Raw genomic sequence first — 18,120 nt, 5'->3', positions numbered from 1 at the left:
CTCGCGCGGACACCGGAAACGTGGAGGCCACGATGACCAAAGGAGACCACATGGCCGCTAAGCACATACCCAGGGCACTGCGCCCGGCAGGAATGCCGGCCGCAGGGGGCCTATTGACAGGAACGGGGCGGCACCAGTGAGCGCCATCAGCGAACTCAGCTCCATTACCCGGCGGAAGGGCAAGCCCACCGCCGCGGAAAAGAAGGCCAACGGCCGGGACAACAAGGCCGCCTATATCTTCCTGCTGCCCTGGCTGGTGGGCCTGGTGGCAATCACCATCGGCCCCATGCTGATGTCCCTGTATCTGTCCTTCACGGACTACAACCTGCTCCAGCCTCCGGAATGGGTGGGCCTGGACAACTTCACCCGCATGCTCACGGACGCACGGCTGCACAACTCGCTTGGCGTGACCTTCGCATACGTGTTTATCGGGGTCCCGCTCCAGCTCGCGGTGGCGCTGCTGATTGCCCTCGTCCTGGACAAAGGCTTGCGTGGCCTGCCGTTCTACCGCTCGGTGTTTTACCTGCCGTCCCTCCTGGGCGGCTCTGTTGCCGTCGCTATCCTCTGGAAGCAGATTTTCGGCACCACCGGCCTGGTGAACCAGGTCCTCGCCATGTTCGGCATCCAGGGGCCCGGCTGGATATCTGACCCGAGCACGGCACTGGGGTCGATCATCCTGCTGCACGTCTGGACCTTTGGCGCCCCCATGATCATCTTCCTGGCCGGCCTGCGGCAAATACCGAACATGTACTACGAGGCAGCCAAGGTTGACGGCGCCACCACCCTCCAGCAGTTCTGGCGGATTACCCTCCCCATGCTGAGTCCGATCATCTTCTTCAACCTCGTGTTGCAGATCATCGGGTCCTTCCAGTCGTTCACCCAGGCGTTCATCGTCTCGGGCGGCAACGGCGGCCCGTCGGACTCCACGATGTTCTTCACCCTGTACCTCTACCAAAAGGGTTTCGGCCAGTTCGACATGGGCTATGCCTCCGCCATGGCATGGATCCTGCTGGTGATCATCGGCGTGTTCACTGCCATCAACTTCATCGCTTCTAAGTATTGGGTTTTCTATGACGACTAAGCTGGAGACGCTGCCCGCCTCGGACAAGAAGTCCGGAGGTGCCGGTAAGCCTACGAACCATCGCAAGCCCCGTGAGTCCCGCGGAACACTGGCCTTCAGCAAGGCCCAGCGCGGCAAGGCCTTCATGAAGCACGCTGTCCTGATCCTTGCCGGCGCGTTGATGATCTACCCCCTGCTGTGGATGGTGATTTCATCGCTTCGGCCCAACGAGCTGATCTTCCGCGAGCCCGGACTCTGGCTCAACAGCCTGGAAATGAGCAACTACACCTCAGGCTGGTCGGCCCTGACGCACCCCTTCGGCCACTACATGATCAACTCCGCGATTGTGGTGATCGGTTCCATCCTCGGCAACCTGATCTCCTGCTCCATGGCCGCGTACGCCTTCGCCCGGCTGCAGTTCACCGCCAAGAAATTGTTGTTCGGCATTATGCTCCTGACCATCATGCTGCCGTTCCATGTGGTGATCGTTCCCCAGTACATCCTTTTCTCGCAGATCGGCTGGGTGAATACCTTCTGGCCGCTGATTGTGCCCAAGCTGCTGGCCACCGAAGCGTTCTTCGTCTTCCTGATGGTCCAGTTCATCCGCGGCATTCCACGGGAGCTTGATGAGGCTGCGAGGATCGACGGCGCAGGCCACCCCCGCATCTTCCTGCGGGTCATTCTCCCGCTGATGGTCCCGGCCCTGGCCACCACCACAATCTTCACGTTCATCTGGACGTGGAACGACTTTTTCGGCGCCCTGATCTACCTGACGGACCCCGACATGTTCACGGTTCCTGTCGCACTGCGCGCCTTCGTGGATTCGCAGTCGGCTACGAGCTGGGGATCGCTGTTCGCGATGTCCATCGTGTCCCTCCTGCCGGTCTTCCTGGTCTTCCTCTTTGGCCAGCGGTTCCTCATCAAGGGCATCGCCACCACGGGCATCAAATAGCGGGTTCCGACTATTCCGCCCCGCCCTGTTGGCCACGGCATGACCTCCGCTGCACGGAGCTGCCCGTCCGCCGACGGGCCGCTTCTGAAGTCCAAAACATTCCCGACACCGTCTTGTATTACAAGTTTGCTACTTGTAACATCGGATGTAGAAAACGGTTTCCCGTTTCGGTTCCACCCAGTTTGATTCCATCCCCGAACTCCATCCCCAGCACCAAGATCAAAGAAGATCGGAGAACCAGTGCCGCTTTTTTCCCGCTCTGCCTCTGCTAAAGCCAAGCAGCCGGCAGCAACATCCTCCACGGGCGGACGACGCCCCCTTCGTAAGACTGGCGTTGCAGCAGTTGCTGCCGCCGTCGTCATGGCCTTGAGCCTCAGTGCCTGCGGCGGGGGCTCCGGCCAGCAAAGCGCTGATGGCCCCGTCGAACTCCGGTTCTCCTGGTGGGGCGGCGACAAGCGGGCCCAGCTGACCCAGGAAGCCATCAAGAAGTTTGAGGCTGAAAACCCCAACATCAAGATCAAGCCCGAGTTTGGTGACTGGAGCGGTTACTGGGACAAGCTCGCCACCCAGGTGGCGGCGAATGATGCTCCGGACATTATCCAGATGGACGAAAAGTACATCACCGAGTACTCCAGCCGCGGGGCCCTTCTTGACCTGTCCAAGTACGACATCGACACCTCCAAGCTCGACGAAGCGGCACTTAACGCAGGCAAAGGCGAGGACGGCCTGACTGGCATCCCCGCTGGCATCAATGCCGCCACCATCCTTGCGAATCCGAAGGTTTTTGAGGCTGCCGGTGTTCCGCTTCCTGACGATTCAAAGTGGACCTGGGAGGACTTCGAGCGGATCGCCTCCGAGATCACCGCCAAGTCCCCGAAGGGCACCTATGGCGCTGCCGCTTACGGGACTGATGAGGCGTCACTCGGGGTCTGGCTCCGCCAGAACGGCAAGTCCCTGTATACCTCCGACGGCAAGCTGGGCTTCGAACCGGGCGACATCGCCAAGTGGTGGGCGTTCCTGAAGCAGCTCAGCGAGAACAAAGCCGTTCCCACGGCATCCGAGGTCGTCGAAGCTGAAGCTGCTCCGCTTGACCAGTCCGGACTGGCCACGGGCAAGAACGCCCTGGCGTTCTGGTGGTCCAACCAGGCCCCGGCCTTGGAGAAGGCATCCGGCAGCGACTTGAAGATCCTGCGGTTCCCCAGCAAGACCGGGTCATCCGCCGACGCGAAACTTTGGTACAAGGCCTCCCAGTTCTGGTCCGCGTCCTCACGCACCAAGCACCCTGAGGAGACCGCCAAGTTCATCAACTTCCTGGCCAACGACGTCAAGGCCGGCGAGACCCTGCTGGCGGACCGCGGTGTCTACCCGAACTCCGAGGTCCGCGCGGCCATCGAGTCCAAACTGACGCCGGCGGACGTCAAGGTGGTCAAGTTCATCGACCAGATCAAGGACGAACTGGGCGAGGCCCCCGCGCCGCCGCCGAAGGGCGCCGGCGCAATCCAGGAAATCATCAAGCGCTACACTTCCGAGGTTCTCTTTGAGAGGCTGTCCGCTGAGGAAGCCGGCAAGAAGGCCCACTCCGAAATGAAATCCGCAATCAGCAGCTAGTCTTCACGCCGCCAACACGGCTTGGGACACCGTGGGTGGACGCATCTCCGCCCACCACGTCCGACGGCGGGTGGCAGCTTCGCCCCGGAGGGAACCACCAGGTTCCAGCCGGGGCAAAACTGTTTAAGCTTGTGGCGGCCAGGGAAGGGTGCTTTCCCTGGGCCTTGGCCGTCGGACACCTGCTCCTTGCGAATAGACGCGTTCTCCCGGCCCATAGACGCGCGGCGGCATCACCCTTCCCAGGACGTGGACGGCCTGGTGGGGTGGTGACTGTGCGACTGCCGGGGCCACGGTGGGACGGGCCTGATGCGCAAGAGTGAACGGCTCCGCTCCCTGGTCCACATGGTGTGGCCCCCTACGGTCCTCTTGAGGTACGGAAAATGTTCCGGGGAGGGGTGGTGCGGTGGAAAAGTAGGTGTGGCCGGTTGGGGTGGTGGTTGCCACTGTATGCCGCGGGCCTGGGACGCGTTCAGCCGCCCAGCCGCCCGTTTCCTTGAGGTGGTTGCAGGCTTCGCAGAGGCCTTGGCCGTTGCCGGCGCTGGTGGCTCCGCCGTTATGCCAGGAAGCGATGTGGTCGTGATGCCTGATGGGGGCGTCGCAGTACGGGGTGCGGCAGGTGTCGTCCCGGACTTGAAGGAAGCGTTTCAGCCCAGCCGGAAAGAGCCGGGCTTTGGAATCCATGGCCAGCAGGTCCCCGTTGCCGGGAGCGGTGTAAAGCCGCCGGATCCACACATCAAGCTCGCGGCGAACAGCAGCGGCGTGGTCGCTTGCGGCACCCTCGCCTCCGGCACCGTCACCGGCGGTTCCGTCAGCGGCAGGAGAACCAGCGCTGCCGGTGCTTGGGTCTGTTGCCGGCATTCCCGCGGCTGATGTATTGGTGAGGGCGATGTTTCTGGCCCAGCATGCGGGAATGGTGCCGTACCCGGGAAGCCGGGCGGGCTCTGCGTCGGCATGGAGCAGGGCGCGGTCGGTCATAACGAGCTGAATCTCCACCCCGCTGATGCCGGCTGGGGTACCGGTAACCCTCTCGACGAGGGTGTCGGCCATAACTTGCCCCCGGGACCGTTCGTCTCCTGCAGAGCGGGCGGTATCGGCGGCCCTGGCCAGGGCGGCGTAGGCCGCAACGCCTTGGGCAACGGGGAGCAGCGCGGTCAGGTAGGTCATGGTGTCAGGGGCCGGGCGAAGGTTCACGGTCCGTTCGGTAACCGCTCGTGCGGCCCGCTTTGCGATGGAGCGGGGGTCCCTACGGTACGCCGCGGCGCGGACTGCGGTGACGATGGCGCGGTCGCCGGCGCCGTCGAGCGTGCCGGTGTCGGCGGCGAGTTCCTCATCCACGCCGGCACGGTCCTCCACCGTGAGGCAGATGGTTTCCTTCACGATCAGGGTGGCGCGCCACTCGTTCAGCTGGCCGCTCCGAAAGGCGGCGAAGGTGCGGGGCATGCCCGTGAGGGCTTTGGCCAAGCCCAGTAACCGGGACCCCCTGGCCGGGGATTCCCGCCGTGCCAGTGCGATCTGCGCCGCGACACCGGCGCCCTGCTCATCCACGGGCACGCCGGCGTCAGCCTGCTCCTGCCGCTGCAATAGATCGAAGGCCACAGCAAGCCGGGCCTGCTGCGCGCCGGCCAGGCATTTCATGTCCTCCCACTGCCGCATCTGCTCAACCATCCCCGCACTGTCGCGGGCCACAGGAACACCAGCCAGAACGGCCAATGCATCAGCGAGGGTCGGCGCGGCAGGCGAGGACGCAGGCGCGCCTCCGGAAGCCGGAACAACAGGCGTTGGGTGGGGTGTATCGGCAACGGTCGGAGCGGCAGGGGAGGAGTCCGGCTTTTCCGCTTCCATAATCACAGGCGAGGGCTGCGGCACGCTGGCAGCAAGGGGCACCCGAGGCTCCGCCCCCAGCACTGCAACCGTCCCCAATACCGCTTCCATGACCAAAGTCTTCCACCAGGGTGTGACAACGACAGCCACCCAAAAGCCCATGTGGAAAACGGGAAAGCCGCTCCGCCCTGTGCCGCTCCGCCCTAAGCCGCTCCGCCCCAAGCCGCCCCGCCTCCAAGCCGCCCTGTGCAAAGCGGAACGGGGACGCCAAAGGAGGCGCCGCCGTCGCACGTTCTGAGGCGCGGGTGACTAGCCCTCCGCAACTACCGCCACGCCGCCCGCCGGGACCAGCCCCGGAAACGCTTCGCCGGTCAGCAAATCCTGGCCGGATGCCTCCACGGCGGCATTCGAACGCGTGTGATTGATGGCAAAAAGGAAGCCCTGCCCGTCGGCAGAGCGCCGCCGCACCACCTCCACACCGGGACCGGCCGCAGCGGGGGCTACGCCGGACTCTTCCAGGAGCCGGTCCACCACGAAATCAATGCCGTCCGGGCCGGGGAACGTGGCCAGGTACCAGGCCGCACCCGAACCCACGGCCCGTCGCGTGAGGGACGGAACGCCTTCCAGCGGATACTCGGTAAACGCCTGCATGGCTTCGGCGCCGGCCAGGTGGACGTGCTCGCTCCAGATGGAAGACACGGTCCCGTCGCTCAGCTTCAGTTGGGTCCCGGCCAGCAGCGGATGGAATTCCTCCACCCGAACGCCCAGCAGCTCCCGGAACGCGCCCGGATAGCCGCCCAGCCGGACATGGTCCTTCCCGTCCACGATCCCGCTGAAGTAGCTCACCAGCACAGTGGCGCCGGCGGAGGCTGCAGCGGAAATGTTGGCCGCGGCCTCGTCAGTGACGGTGTACAGGGTGCACACCAGCACGAGGCCGTATCCATCAAGGGAAGCGGAAGGGTGCACGAAATCCACGGACACGCCCCGGAGGAACAGCGAGCGGTGGAACGCCCGCTGCAGGTCAAGGTACCGCACGTCAATGCTCGGCTTGGAGTCGATCTCACTGGCCCACCAGGCCTCGTAGTCGAACACGATCGCAACCCGGGATTCCACTCGCGAACCGCGCACCGGAGCCAACCGCTTCAGGTCCGCCCCCAGCTCCACCACCTCGCGCCACACCCGGGTGTCCCGGCCGCCGTGCGGCACCATGGCCGAGTGGAACTTCTCCGAGCCGGCGAAGCTCTGCCGCCACTGGAAAAACATGACGGCGTCGGCACCGCGGGCCACGTGGGCGAGCGAGTTGCGCAGCATTTCTCCGGGCATTTTGGGCTGGTTGCGCGGCTGCCAGTTGACGGCCGACGTCGAATGTTCCATCAGGATCCACGGGTCACCTCCCGCGATGCCGCGGGTGAGGTCCGCGCTGAATGCGAGTTCGATGTGCCGTTCGGGGTCGGCGGCCACGAGGTAGTGGTCGTTGGCGATGACGTCCAGGTCCTTGGCCCAGTCGAAGTAGTCCATGGACTTGGTGGCGCTGGAGGCCATCAGGTTGGTGGTGCACGGAACGCCCGGGGTGACCTCCCGCAGGACCGCAACGAGTTCGCGGTAATAGTCCATCAGGGCCCGGGAGTTGAACCGCTGGAAGTCCAGCTGCTGGCCCGGGTTCAGGGTGGAAGGCGCAATGGCGGGCGGCAGGATCTCCTCGAACGAGCCGTAGTTCTGCGACCAGAACGCCGTGCCCCACGCTGCGTTGAGTGCATCGATGTTCCCGTACCGCCGCTCCAGCCACGCCCGGAAGGCCGCGGCGTCCTCCTCGCCGTAGAACTCGGAGACATGGCAGCCCAGCTCGTTGTCCACGTGCCAGAGCGCCAGGGCGGGGTGGTCCTTGTAGCGCTCGGCCAGTGCACGGGTGATGCCGCTGGCGTAGCGGCGGTAAACGGCCGACGACGGCGTGTAGTGCCGCCGTGACCCCGGTCCCAGCACGGTTCCGTCAGCCGTGACCGGCAGGATTTCCGGATGCTTCCGTACCAGCCATGCCGGGGGAGCAGCGGTGGCGGTGGCCAGGGCCACCTTGACGCCGATGCCATGGAGGTTGTCCAGCACCTCGTCGAGCCAGCCAAAGTTGTACTTCCCTTCGGCGGGTTCCAGCAGTGCCCAGGAGAAAATTCCCACACTGAGGAAGTTCACGCCCGCTTCCTGCATCAGCTCCAGGTCCTCCAGGCGGACGCTGACCGGCCACTGCTCGGGATTGTAGTCACCGCCGTAGGCGATGCCTTCGACATGGTTCCAGACGCTTGCCGGCCGGGGGATGTCCTGCGAATCCATGGGACTCCTTCATCTAATGGGTGGCTGCGATACCGGGAGAAAACGTGTTCTTGGAAAACGCTTGCCCGAATTCTTGGAAAACGCTTGCCCAGAACCGGTAATGCCGATATTGTATCGATTCAGAAGCCGTGTAAGCCAGCTCACCACACTCGTGGCAGTGGGCGACAGCATTGCACAGATCGAGCAAGGAGGCTCCCATGATCAACAGAAGGCATTTCCTCACCACCGTGGCTGTCGGCACCGCATCTGCTGCGGCGCTCGCGGCGTGCGGAACGGGCTCCAGCTCTTCCGGGGAGACCGGCACCGCCGAGAAGCCCGTGACCATCAATTACACCTGGTGGGGCAACGATGACCGTGCGGAGCGCACCCGCAAGGCCATTGCCCTGTTCGAGTCGAAGAACCCGGATATCAAGGTCAACGGCAACTTCACCGACTTCGCCGGCTACTGGCAGAAGCGTGCCACCGAGGCCGCCGGCGGCGGCCTGCCCGACGTTATGCAGTGGGACCTCTCCTACTTGCGCGATTACGGCCAGCGCAACCAGCTCCTGGACCTGGGCACCCTGAAAATCAATACGGACGCCTTCGACAAGTCCCTCCTGCCGTCCGGCCAGATCCGGGGCAAGACCTACGGCATCCCCACCAGCACCAACGCTTTCGCCGTCTACTACGATCCCGCCAAGCTGGCCTCCCTGGGCATTGCCGAGCCGAATGGCACCTGGACCTACAAGGAGTACAACGCCTTCCTCGCCGAAATAGGCACCAAGAGCAACGGTGCGCTTTTCGGATCAACCGACTACACCGGCGTCTGGTGGATGTTCAACATCTGGCTGCGCCAGAACAACATCCAGGCGTTCACTGAGGACGGCAAGCTCGGCTTCACCAAGGATGACCTGAAGAAGTGGTGGAACCAGACCGCCGCCCTTCGCGGCACCCCTGCCCTCGTCTCCGAAGAGCGCGTCACCCAGCTCGCCCCCAAGTCCCCGTTTGGCTCGAATGTCACCGCCAGCGAAGTCACCTGGGACAACTTCATGGCTGCCTACCTCGGGGACAGCGGTGCCAAGGAACTCAAGCTTGTGCCGGTGCCCTCGGATGACCCGGACAACCTGGGCCTGTTCCTCAAGCCGTCCATGCTCATGGTGGCCAGCGCCAAGACCAAGTACAAGGATGCTGCTGCCCGCTTCATCGACTTCATGGTCAACGACCCCGAGGTGGGCAACATCTTCAAGACCTCCCGGGGCGTTCCGGCGTCGAAGACCCAGCGGGACGGCACCACCTTCGAAGGTACTGACAAGCTCGTCGTCGATTACGAAAAGTCGATAGAGCAGTACCTCAAGGACGCTCCCGAGCCGCCAATCGTCGGTTTCGGCACCCTCGAGACATCCTTCAAGCGGGTCAGCTCGGACCTGAACTACGGCAAGCTGACCATCGACGGTGCAGCCGATTCCTGGTTCAAGGAAGCCGAAGACCTCATCAAGCAGAACGCCTGACCAGGCAGACTGCCTGGCCAAGACGTCCACAACTGACGGAATGAACTCGTGACTCAAAGCCCAACCCTGAGCAGGCGTTCGACGTCGTCCGCCGCCCCGCTGCCGCGCAAGTCGCGGCAGCGGGGGGTGGACGCCCGCGCCGGATACACCTTCCTGCTGCCCTGGCTGCTGGGATTCATCGTCCTCACCATTGGGCCGATGATTTCCTCGCTGTATCTGTCCTTCACCAACTACAACTTGTTTGATCCGCCCAAATGGATCGGTTTCGACAACTACACCACCCTCTTCCAGGACGAGCGGTTCCTGCAGTCGGTGGGCGTGACCGTCAGCTACGTTGTGTTCGGTACCCCGCTCAAGCTCGCCGCCGCACTGGCAGTGGCGATGCTCCTGAACAGCAAGCGCCGCGGCCAGGGGTTCTACCGGTCCGCGTTCTATGCTCCGTCGCTGATCGGCGCGTCCGTGTCCATCGCGATTGTCTGGAAGGCCATGTTCGGCGATTCCGGCCCGGTGGACCAAGGACTGTCCCTCTTCGGGATCAACCTGGGCGGCTGGGTGGGCAACCCGGCCATGACCATGCCCATGTTCATCCTGCTGACCGTCTGGCAGTTCGGCGCCCCGATGGTGATCTTCCTGGCCGGCCTGAAGCAGATCCCTAATGACCTCTACGAGGCGGCGTCCATGGATGGTGCCGGGCCGGTGCGGAAGTTCTTCAACATCACCTGGCCCATGCTTTCCCCGGTGATCTTCTTCAACCTGCTGATGGAAACCATCCACGCGTTCCAGATCTTCAACTCGGCCTACATCATCTCCAACGGTGAAGGCGGCCCGGCCGGGTCCACCCTCTTCTACACCCTCTACCTCTACCTGCGGGGCTTCAGCGACTTCCGGATGGGCTACGCCTCGGCCATGGCCTGGCTGCTCCTGATCGTGGTTGGCATCCTGACCCTGATCATCTTCCGCACGTCCAAGTCCTGGGTCCATTACAGCGGTGATGCAAAATGACAACCCCCACCCAGTCCGCCACGGACGCACAGGTGCCGCACTACAACCCGAAATCCGAATCAGCGGGTGCCAGGCGCGCCAAGAGCACCATTTTCCACATCGTGGCGTTGGCGCTCACGGCCGTGGTCCTGTACCCGGGCCTGTGGATGATCGCCTCCTCGTTCAAGCCGAACGCAGAAATCGGCGGCGCGAACACGTCGCTGTGGTCCAGCAACTTCAGCTTCGACAACTTCGTCACCGCGATGGACGGTATCGGCGGGGTGTCCACCCTGCAGTTCTTCACCAACTCCCTGATCCTGGCCGTCGGCGCCGTGGTGGGAACCGTCCTCTCCGCGTCGGTCTCGGCGTATGCGTTCGCCCGGATCAAGTTCCCCGGCCGCAGCGTGTTCTTCGGCATGATGATCGCCACCCTGCTCCTGCCGTTCCACGTGGTGATCATCCCGCAGTACATCGTGTTCCAGCAGCTGGGCCTGGTGGACACCTACGTGCCGCTGCTGATCGGCAAGTTCCTCGCCGCCGACGCGTTCTTCGTGTTCCTGATGGTCCAGTTCATGCGCAACCTGCCCGGTGAGCTGGACGAGGCAGCCAGGATCGACGGCGCCGGGCACGTCCGGATCTTCACGTCCATCATGCTGCCGCTGATGAAGCCGGCCCTGATCTCCACCTCGATCTTCTCCTTCATCTGGAGCTGGAACGACTTCCTGGGCCCGCTGCTCTACTTGAACACCCCGGAAAAGTACCCGCTGCCCCTGGCGCTGCGCCTCTTCGTGGACCAGACCCAGTCCTCGGACTACGGCGCCATGATCGCCATGTCCGTCCTGGCCCTGCTCCCTGTGCTGGTCTTCTTCCTGGTCTTCCAGCGCTACATCGTCGAAGGCGTCTCCACCCAGGGCCTCAAGGGCTAGTGCCGGAAACCCGAGACAGAAAAATGAGCGTCATGGACAGCACCACACCAGCACCCAACCATCACGAACCCGTCCCGGTGAACCGCTTCGCGCTGTTCTCCGAGACCCTCCTGGCCGGTGTCCTGGTCCTGGTGCTCTCCATCCCGCTGGTGACGATCCCCGCCGCGTATGCGGCGGGGATCGCCCACCTGGAACGGCACCTCTCCGGCTGCGACGATTCCGTCCGCGGCCTCTGGGGCACGTTCAAAGCTGCCCTGCCTGGCAGCTGGAAGCTGGGAATCCCAACGGCGGCAGCCGCCGTCGTGATTGTCCTCAACCTGCTGCTCGCGTGGGTGGGGCAGCTGCCCGGCCGCGAAGTGGTCCTGCCGGCCACCCTGATCCTGGCCGCCGGCGCGGCCATCCTGCTGCTGCGCACCGCGGCGGAGTGGTCCGACGCCGCAGTGTCTTCAACAGATGGAAGAAGTGCCTGGCGCTCGGCCCTCGAGAATGCCCAATCGCTGTCCGTCAGGGACTGGACCGGATCGCTCCTGCTGGCTGCCGCACTCTTCGGGGCGGTGGTTTTCGTCTGGATGCTCGCCGCGCTCTTCGTAGTGGTCCCCGGCACCCTCATCCTCGCCGCCGCGGCGGTCAAACTGCGTTCCGCCCGCTGAACATTTTTCCCGGTCCTGCCCGCCACTATTGAGTTGAGTCCGACGTGTCTTCCGACCGCCAGCGTTCCGAACAGTCCGTCCATTCGTCGCAGAACCAGCCCCGGTGGTACCAGCCCCTGAAGCAGCGGAACTACCGGCTCTTCCTGGCCATGGTGTTTACGGGGAGCGTTGGTGTGTGGATGCAGCGGCTCGCCCAGGACTGGCTGGTGCTGCAGCTAACGGGCAGCCCTGCCGCCGTGGGTGTGGCCGTTGCCTTGCAGTTCCTTCCCATGCTGGTTGTTGGTCCCCTGAGCGGGCTGCTGGTGGACATGTTTCCCAAGCGGCGCATCATGCTGATCTGCCAGGCCGTCATTGCTGTCCTGGCCCTAGGCCTGGCGGCGTGGGCGGCGAGCGGGACCATCACCGTGTGGGCCGTTTATGCCAGCTGCGCTGCCCTCGGCGTGACGTCCGCGATCAACCAGCCTGCCATCCAGGTGTTCGTCAACGAAGTAGTAGGTGACACCAACCTCCGGCCCGCCATCGGCCTCAACAACGCCATTGGCCAGCTGGGCGCCATGGCGGGGCCCGCCCTGGCAGGAGTTGTCATTGCGCAGGCAGGATCGGCTGCGGCGTTCGCGGCGAACTCGCTGCTGTGCCTGCTGGTCCTCGGCCTGATTGCGGCCATCCGTCCTGCCGAGCTGCATCCAAGCGTTCCGGTGGTCCGCGGGCGGGGCCAGCTCCTGGCCGGGTTCCGCTACGTCCGGGAACGGCCCCCGATGCTGCTGGTCATTGCCCTGGCCGGGCTGTTGGGTATGTTCGGCATGAACGGGCCGGTGGTTTTGGCAGCGTTCGCCGAGCGGGTGTGGCACAACGGTGTTGAAGGGTTCGGCCTCTTCAACACCGTCAGTGCCGTCGGTGCCCTGGCCGGGGCGCTCCTGGCAGCCCGGCTGAGAAGCCTGGGCCGGAAGGGGATCGTGGCCGCCGCCGGGCTGTTCGGGCTCTCCCAGCTGGTGGCTGCCCTGATGCCCAACCTCATCCTCTTCACTGTGATGCTTGTGGTGGTGGGCCTCATGACCCTCTTGTTCCTGACCAGCGCCGCCACCGTGGTCCAGCTTGACGCCGGCCCGGAGATCCGCGGCCGCGTAATGGCCCTCTACCTTCCGCTCCTGCTCGGCGGTCATGCCCTGGGCGGCCTCCTGGCCGGCTGGTTGACGGAGCAGCTCGGGGTGCGGCTCGGCTTGGTGGCCACCGGCGCCGGAGGGATGCTGTCGGCCGCCGTAATCGGACTACTGCTCTGGCTGAACTCCCGAAACCACGGGTCACAGAGGCCACGGCAACAATCCCTCTGAGTAAAAGTTTCTTTCTGTGAGTTCTTGATGTGTAGTGCGGATCAATGAAGCCCGGAAGTTCATCGATTTCCTCGTCGACAGCACCAAGGCCGGCGACATCGGTCTGGCGGACCGCGGCATCCCCCTCCAACTCGGAAGTACGGGCGGCCATCACCAGCAAACTAAGTCCTGCCGGTGCCGCCAAGAAGGCCCTGGACGAGGCTAAGAGCGCCCTCCCCTGATCCCGCGCGCCCACCCTGTTGGGCCGCTACCTGGTTGGGCAGGGCGGGGATCAGTTGGCTGGCGTAAAGGTCCAGGATCCCGGATGGATCCGGAAGTCGCGCACGGCTTTCGCGCCCGCCACGCCGGTGCCGCCGCCGTCGCGCTGAGCCGCCGCGTCCTGGCGGGAACGCTCGACGGCGGGCCCGGCCGCCGTCGGCCCTTCAACCCCGTAGGCACCGGCCGGCAGCCGGACCGTGGCGGTGACGCCGGCGGGAACCGTGCACTCCAGCCGGATGCCCTGGGTCATCCGCTGCCAGCTGACCGCGGCAGGCCCGTTCGGCAGCGGGACGCGTCCCGAGGCGTGTTCGAGCCTGCACACGGGCGGCTCGATCAGCAACTCGCTGCCGCCCGGAACAACGGTCCGCACGCCGAGCAGGAATTCAAGGATCTCCTTCAGCACAGATGCGGACCAGGCATGGGATTGGCTGTAGTCCGTGCCCGCCACCAGCTCCCAGGCCTCCCAAGTGAACGTGGCGCCGCGGTCCAAAAGACGTGCCCATCCGGGCTGGTCCTTGTTCGTGAGAAGGTCCAGCGCCGCGTCCGCCAGTCCTTGGGAAAGCAGCGCCCGCACCAGCCGGTGCACGGTCATGGGCCCCTGCCGCATGCCTTGGTCCGCGATCCGTTGCGCGTCGGCTGCCACGTGGGCGGGATCGGTGATTCCAAGGGACAGCGGGAAGGACGTGGCGTGCTGGGACGCGTGGGTGCTGGGAGTGCCGTCGGCGTGCAACCCGTCCACCATCACGCCGTCTACCCGCAGGCGTGTGCGGATGGTCTCGGCCAGGGCGCGGGCTTGGGCGGCGTACCGCACGGCCGCGTCCTCCTGCCCCGCGAGGCTGCTGAGCGTGGCCGTTGACAGCAGGGCGGAGTAGGCCTGGGCATTGACGGTGGTCTTGGCGGCACACTCCATGTCGTAACCGAACCGGCCGGGGGCGGGCCAGTCGACAATGCCGTGCAGGTAGGGCCCGGAGCCGCCGCCGAGCCCGGTGACCAGTCCCGCCGTCGGGCCGTCCGTGGCGAGGTACCGCAACGCGTAGTCTGCCGTGTCCCGAAGGTGCGGCAACAGTTCGGTTACCAGGGCGAGGTCGCCCGTGCGGAGGTGGTATTCCTGGACCCACTCCGGCATCATGAGCGAAAAGTCGGGGATGTCCCGTTTGCCGTCGCCGTTGGGATAGACCGCGTTGTAGCGGCCCCGGTCCTCGCCGGTGGTCCAGTACCGCCCCGCTGACCAGCCGAATTCCCGCAGCGCCTGGGCGGTGTAGGCGTGCTCGCCGAACAGTGCCATGGTGGCGTAGGAGATGTTGACCGCGTCGGCCAGGAACTGCCCCTTCTCCCTGGTGGGCGTGTCCACGAACCGCTCCTGGATCCCGTACAGCGCGGAGTCGCGCAGCAGCCCAAAAACCGCGTCCAGGGTTGGGTCGGAGCTGCTGAAGCTGCCTTCGGCCGGGTGGCGGCCGTGGACGACGACGGCACCCACCCGGGAGAGGTCAGTCGCCTCCACCCCGGGGATCTCCAGGTATCGGAAAGCCAGGTGCACGGTGGCCCGGAACTGCTGCGGGCCATCCGCCTGCGTGTAGGGGAAGGACATGTCCGTGTTCTGGCTGGCCGTTTTGCCCCGATCCACCCGATCGTCGGCGTCCAGGGTGTAGCCGGCGCGGATCGCCAGCGTCCGTCCGGCCACGCCCGTGCGGAAGTCCACTTCCGGGCGGGCCGGGACGACCTTGCCAAAGTCCGCCACGAGCGTGCCGTCCGCGGCGGCCAGGAAGGATTCCGGGGCGGCAAAAGTCTCGGACAGGGCAGTCCTTCGTGGGTGCAGGGCCGGGAACTCGGCGACGGGGTGGGGACCGTAGCTCAACGCGGGCGGCATATCCTGGCTCGCGTGGAGCGCTGCGGCGGCCTGTCCGTCGAGGTGCTCCACGGGATCGCCCTCGTCGTTGCGGTAACCGGCCTGCCGGTACGGGGCCTCGGCGGCAGTCCAGTCCGGCCCCGAGCCCAAAGTCTCCCGGCGCCCGTCCGTGTAGTCCACGCTGAGCCGGACCAGCAGGCCGGGGACGCTGGCGGCCCTGCCCTGGCCCGGACCGTACCAGTGCAGCAGGGCGGTCAAGGGGACCTGGACCGGCTCGTCCAGCAGCGCGGACTTCCCCCTCCGGCCCGGCCCCGCCGGCTGGCTGGGTGAGTGCGCCGCGAGCAGGCCGGTGACGTCGGCGGCGTCGTAATATCCCTCGCCGGGGTAACCGAAGGAGGTCGTGCTGAGGCAGGCCGTGCCGTTCAGGGCCACCTGTGCATGGTGGCTTGCCGCGACGAAAAGCCGCGCCCGGGCAACATTCCCGGTGAGCCGGACCGTGCTGCGGAAGAGCGTCCACTCGTCCGGCTGCCGGTGCGACGTGGTGCCCGCCCAATGCCCCAGGAACGCCCGCGCCTCCTCCGGACTTTCGTCGAACCGGTGCTCCAGGAGCACTGCATCTTCAGGAGCCGCGCCGCGGCGGATTGTGCCGCCGGCAGCAGCTGTGCGCGCCCGGCCGGTGATCCGCAGCGAGGCGTACTCGGCCTGGCTGCGCGGACCCTGGTGCAAAGCGAGGTGGCCCTCGAAGCCCGCGGGGAGCGGGTCATTTACCCTGAGCAGTTCAACGCCGTCGAGGGTGACGGTAATGGTGGTGCCGTCGTCGGACACAGCCAGATCCTGCCAGGCGCCGCTTGCCAGGTCGTTGCCGGGGAGCCGTTCCTGGCCGGCGACGGCGTTGCGTTCAAGCCGGGCGCTGGCCAGCACGTCGGTCTCCGGCACGGCGGGGGCAGGGATTTCCCATTCCGGCGCGCGGCGCAGCACCACATGGCCTGCAGTGTCCAGTTCCAGCAGCAATCCAGTGCCCGCGCCGGTGCTGCGGAGAAGCACGCCGGCCCGCCCCATGACCGGCCGAAGCCGCGCCTCCAGGGTGAAGTGGCGCAGAACAGGGCAGGGGACGGGCAGGAACGGCGAGCCGGCAACCCGGAGGGCGCCGTCGAGGATGTCCAGCGGCGCCCGGCCGCCCGGGGCACGGTGGATCCAGTCGGCGCCCCACCCGGTGTCCGAAAGCCCGGTGCTGAACGGCTCGGGTTCGGACCAGGCCCCGTGACGGCCGCCGGCGTCGCTCACCCGGACCCGCCAGCTGTAATCGGCGTCCTCGGCCAGCTCCGGACCGCCATAGGGGATCCCGGATTGGCGGGCTGACGGAACGGGGCCTGAAAACCAGACCTCCGCTCCGGCCGCATCCTCGACCGCGATTTCGTAGCCGGTCTGTTGGGCAGCGGCGGGATCCGCTTCGTCCGGCCGGGTCAGCCTCCATCCGAACACCGGGCGCAGCGACGCCGTGAGGGAGCCGGCGAGGCCATCGGTCACCAAACCGGTAGCCTGCAGCTCGCCGCGTCGGACCAGGGCGGGGGTGACTTCGGGACTGGGGGAGACTGCCATCATGATGCGGTACCGCGTGCCGGGAGCGCCCAGGGAAGGCCCAGTTCGCTGAACGTGGCATGCTCCTTTGCGGCTTGCTCCAGTGCATCCTCGATCCCGACGACCACCGCGTGTGCAGCGTCGCCGTCACCTTCCCAGTGGACGTAGTCGGCGCCGATCGCGGCCGGCGGCGGTGCTGTCCGGATGGCTTCCAGCACCAGCATGAAGGCACCGCTGTCCGGGAGGGGGCTGATTAGTTCCGCGCCTTCGCGCCGGTGGGCCAGCAGGTTCTCCGTGAGGTCGTCCCGGCCGAAGACCTGCCTGGTCACCCCTTTCGCGGTGTGCACGGTGAGGCGGTCTTCGGTGTAGTGGAAAACGGCCTGGCCACGGGAGCCCTGCAACGTCACATACGGTTCCACGGATTCCGTGGCGCAGATCGTGAGCGCACACGTGACGGGCAGTCCCGTGTTGGTGCGGATCCGGATAACGGAGGTGTCGTCGGATTCGATGTCGTTGGCATGGTAGAGGTCCGTTTCCACGGAAGCAACGTCCTCGACCGTGCGGGCGCCGGCGATGCGCAGCGCCGTGGCCACCGCATGGGCCAAGGGATTGGTGGCGACACCGTCCACCACGTCGACGCCGCCAATGCTTCGCTTCCCCGCCCAACGCGAACGTTTGTAGTACGCCCTGTCGCGCACCCAGCGGCCGGTGGCAGAGATGCCCTCCAGCGTGCCGATGGCTCCGCTGGCCAGCAGTTCCTCGATGGCCTGAAGCGCGTGTGAGCCCAGGCTCTGGAAGCCGATCTGCACGCTCCGGCCGGATGCCCGGGCCGCGTCGCACAGCGTGTTGAAGTCGGCAAGCGACGCCACCGGCGGCTTCTCCAGGTAGAGGTCGGCGCTGGTGGCGAGGGCGGCGAGCGCCAGCGGGGCATGGGTCTGGATGGGGGTGGCCACAATGATCAGTTCCAGGTCTTCCGTCGCTGCCAGCAGTTCGCCCAGGCCGGGGAAAACAGCAGCCGTTGCCGGCACGGACCCCGGTCCCGGAGGCTGCGGATCTGCCACTGCGACGAGGTGGACGACGCCGGCAGCCTGAAGGCGCTCAAGGTTGCCCAGGTGGTGGGCGCCGAAGCCGTGGACGCCGACGAGCGCCACGCGGGCCGGACGGACTGGCTGGGCCACAGTTCCGGGGCCCTGTCGATGGCCCTGGCCTGGAACCCGGGCCCGGACAGGCTCTTCATTCCGGGGCTGTGACGCGGCGTCGGTGCCGGCTGGCGTTCCCATTGGTCTCCGTTTCTGCCCGCAGG

Annotated in this window: 12 protein-coding genes; 8 read left to right on the top strand and 4 right to left on the bottom strand. The window is 65.9% G+C overall.

The genetic code is table 11. The features are described 5' to 3' along the window. The first annotated feature begins 136 nt into the window (after positions 1 to 136). The 3 genes from Q9R30_RS01155 to Q9R30_RS01145 all read left to right on the top strand — a co-directional run bounded on the left by Q9R30_RS01155 (position 137) and on the right by Q9R30_RS01145 (position 3,620). Positions 137 to 1,081, top strand: coding sequence for a carbohydrate ABC transporter permease (locus Q9R30_RS01155; protein WP_104998991.1), 945 nt, complete (start codon positions 137 to 139; stop codon positions 1,079 to 1,081). After that, a complete protein-coding gene (locus Q9R30_RS01150) occupies positions 1,071 to 2,012 on the top strand; it encodes a carbohydrate ABC transporter permease (protein WP_311216516.1) in 942 nt (313 codons plus the stop codon). The genes Q9R30_RS01155 and Q9R30_RS01150 overlap by 11 nt, the downstream gene beginning before the upstream one ends. Positions 2,013 to 2,252: 240 nt before the next feature. Beyond that, positions 2,253 to 3,620 (top strand): ABC transporter substrate-binding protein, encoded by a 1,368-nt coding sequence (locus Q9R30_RS01145; protein WP_104998989.1) that lies wholly within the window; start codon positions 2,253 to 2,255, stop codon positions 3,618 to 3,620. Positions 3,621 to 3,743: 123 nt separating this feature from the next. Here the strand turns inward: Q9R30_RS01145 and Q9R30_RS01140 are convergent, their stop codons facing one another. Together Q9R30_RS01140 and Q9R30_RS01135 are read right to left on the bottom strand one after the other, a co-directional pair. Further along, a complete protein-coding gene (locus Q9R30_RS01140; RefSeq protein ID WP_396136681.1) occupies positions 3,744 to 5,462 on the bottom strand; it encodes an HNH endonuclease in 1,719 nt (572 codons plus the stop codon). 288 nt (positions 5,463 to 5,750) lie between these two features. Beyond that, complete coding sequence (locus Q9R30_RS01135; RefSeq protein WP_311216515.1) at positions 5,751 to 7,763, bottom strand: beta-galactosidase; 2,013 nt, start codon at positions 7,761 to 7,763, stop codon at positions 5,751 to 5,753. A 197-nt stretch (positions 7,764 to 7,960) separates the two neighbouring features. Here Q9R30_RS01135 and Q9R30_RS01130 point away from each other — a divergent pair, with 197 nt between their 5' ends. The 5 genes from Q9R30_RS01130 to Q9R30_RS01110 are packed head-to-tail and all read left to right on the top strand — an operon-like array spanning position 7,961 to position 13,135. Further along, positions 7,961 to 9,250 (top strand): ABC transporter substrate-binding protein, encoded by a 1,290-nt coding sequence (locus tag Q9R30_RS01130; RefSeq protein ID WP_104998987.1) that lies wholly within the window; start codon positions 7,961 to 7,963, stop codon positions 9,248 to 9,250. A gap of 48 nt (positions 9,251 to 9,298) precedes the next feature. Continuing rightward, entirely contained in the window at positions 9,299 to 10,252 is a 954-nt protein-coding gene (locus Q9R30_RS01125; protein WP_104998986.1) for a carbohydrate ABC transporter permease, read from the top strand. Next, positions 10,249 to 11,157, top strand: coding sequence for a carbohydrate ABC transporter permease (locus Q9R30_RS01120; RefSeq protein ID WP_311216514.1), 909 nt, complete (start codon positions 10,249 to 10,251; stop codon positions 11,155 to 11,157). The genes Q9R30_RS01125 and Q9R30_RS01120 overlap by 4 nt, the downstream gene beginning before the upstream one ends. Positions 11,158 to 11,180: 23 nt before the next feature. Then, positions 11,181 to 11,807 (top strand): Poxvirus protein I5, encoded by a 627-nt coding sequence (locus tag Q9R30_RS01115; protein WP_311216513.1) that lies wholly within the window; start codon positions 11,181 to 11,183, stop codon positions 11,805 to 11,807. 44 nt (positions 11,808 to 11,851) lie between these two features. Continuing rightward, positions 11,852 to 13,135, top strand: coding sequence for an MFS transporter (locus Q9R30_RS01110; protein ID WP_311216512.1), 1,284 nt, complete (start codon positions 11,852 to 11,854; stop codon positions 13,133 to 13,135). Positions 13,136 to 13,406: 271 nt separating this feature from the next. On the opposite strand, the gene Q9R30_RS01105 is transcribed toward Q9R30_RS01110, so the two are convergent. Both Q9R30_RS01105 and Q9R30_RS01100 read right to left on the bottom strand, forming a co-directional pair. Further along, positions 13,407 to 16,838, bottom strand: a complete 3,432-nt coding sequence (locus tag Q9R30_RS01105) for a family 78 glycoside hydrolase catalytic domain (protein WP_311216511.1) — start codon at positions 16,836 to 16,838, stop codon at positions 13,407 to 13,409. Then, positions 16,838 to 18,097: a Gfo/Idh/MocA family protein gene (locus Q9R30_RS01100; RefSeq protein WP_104998981.1), complete on the bottom strand. Its 1,260-nt coding sequence runs from the start codon at positions 18,095 to 18,097 to the stop codon at positions 16,838 to 16,840. Before Q9R30_RS01100 ends, Q9R30_RS01105 begins: the two co-directional genes overlap by 1 nt. Between the last annotated feature and the right edge of the window lie 23 nt (positions 18,098 to 18,120).

The sequence above is a fragment of the Arthrobacter sp. AB6 genome (assembly GCF_031844545.1).
Classification (GTDB): domain Bacteria; phylum Actinomycetota; class Actinomycetes; order Actinomycetales; family Micrococcaceae; genus Arthrobacter.
The sequence above is the reverse complement of the archived record's forward strand: the minus strand, read 5'-3'. Positions and strand labels throughout refer to the sequence as shown.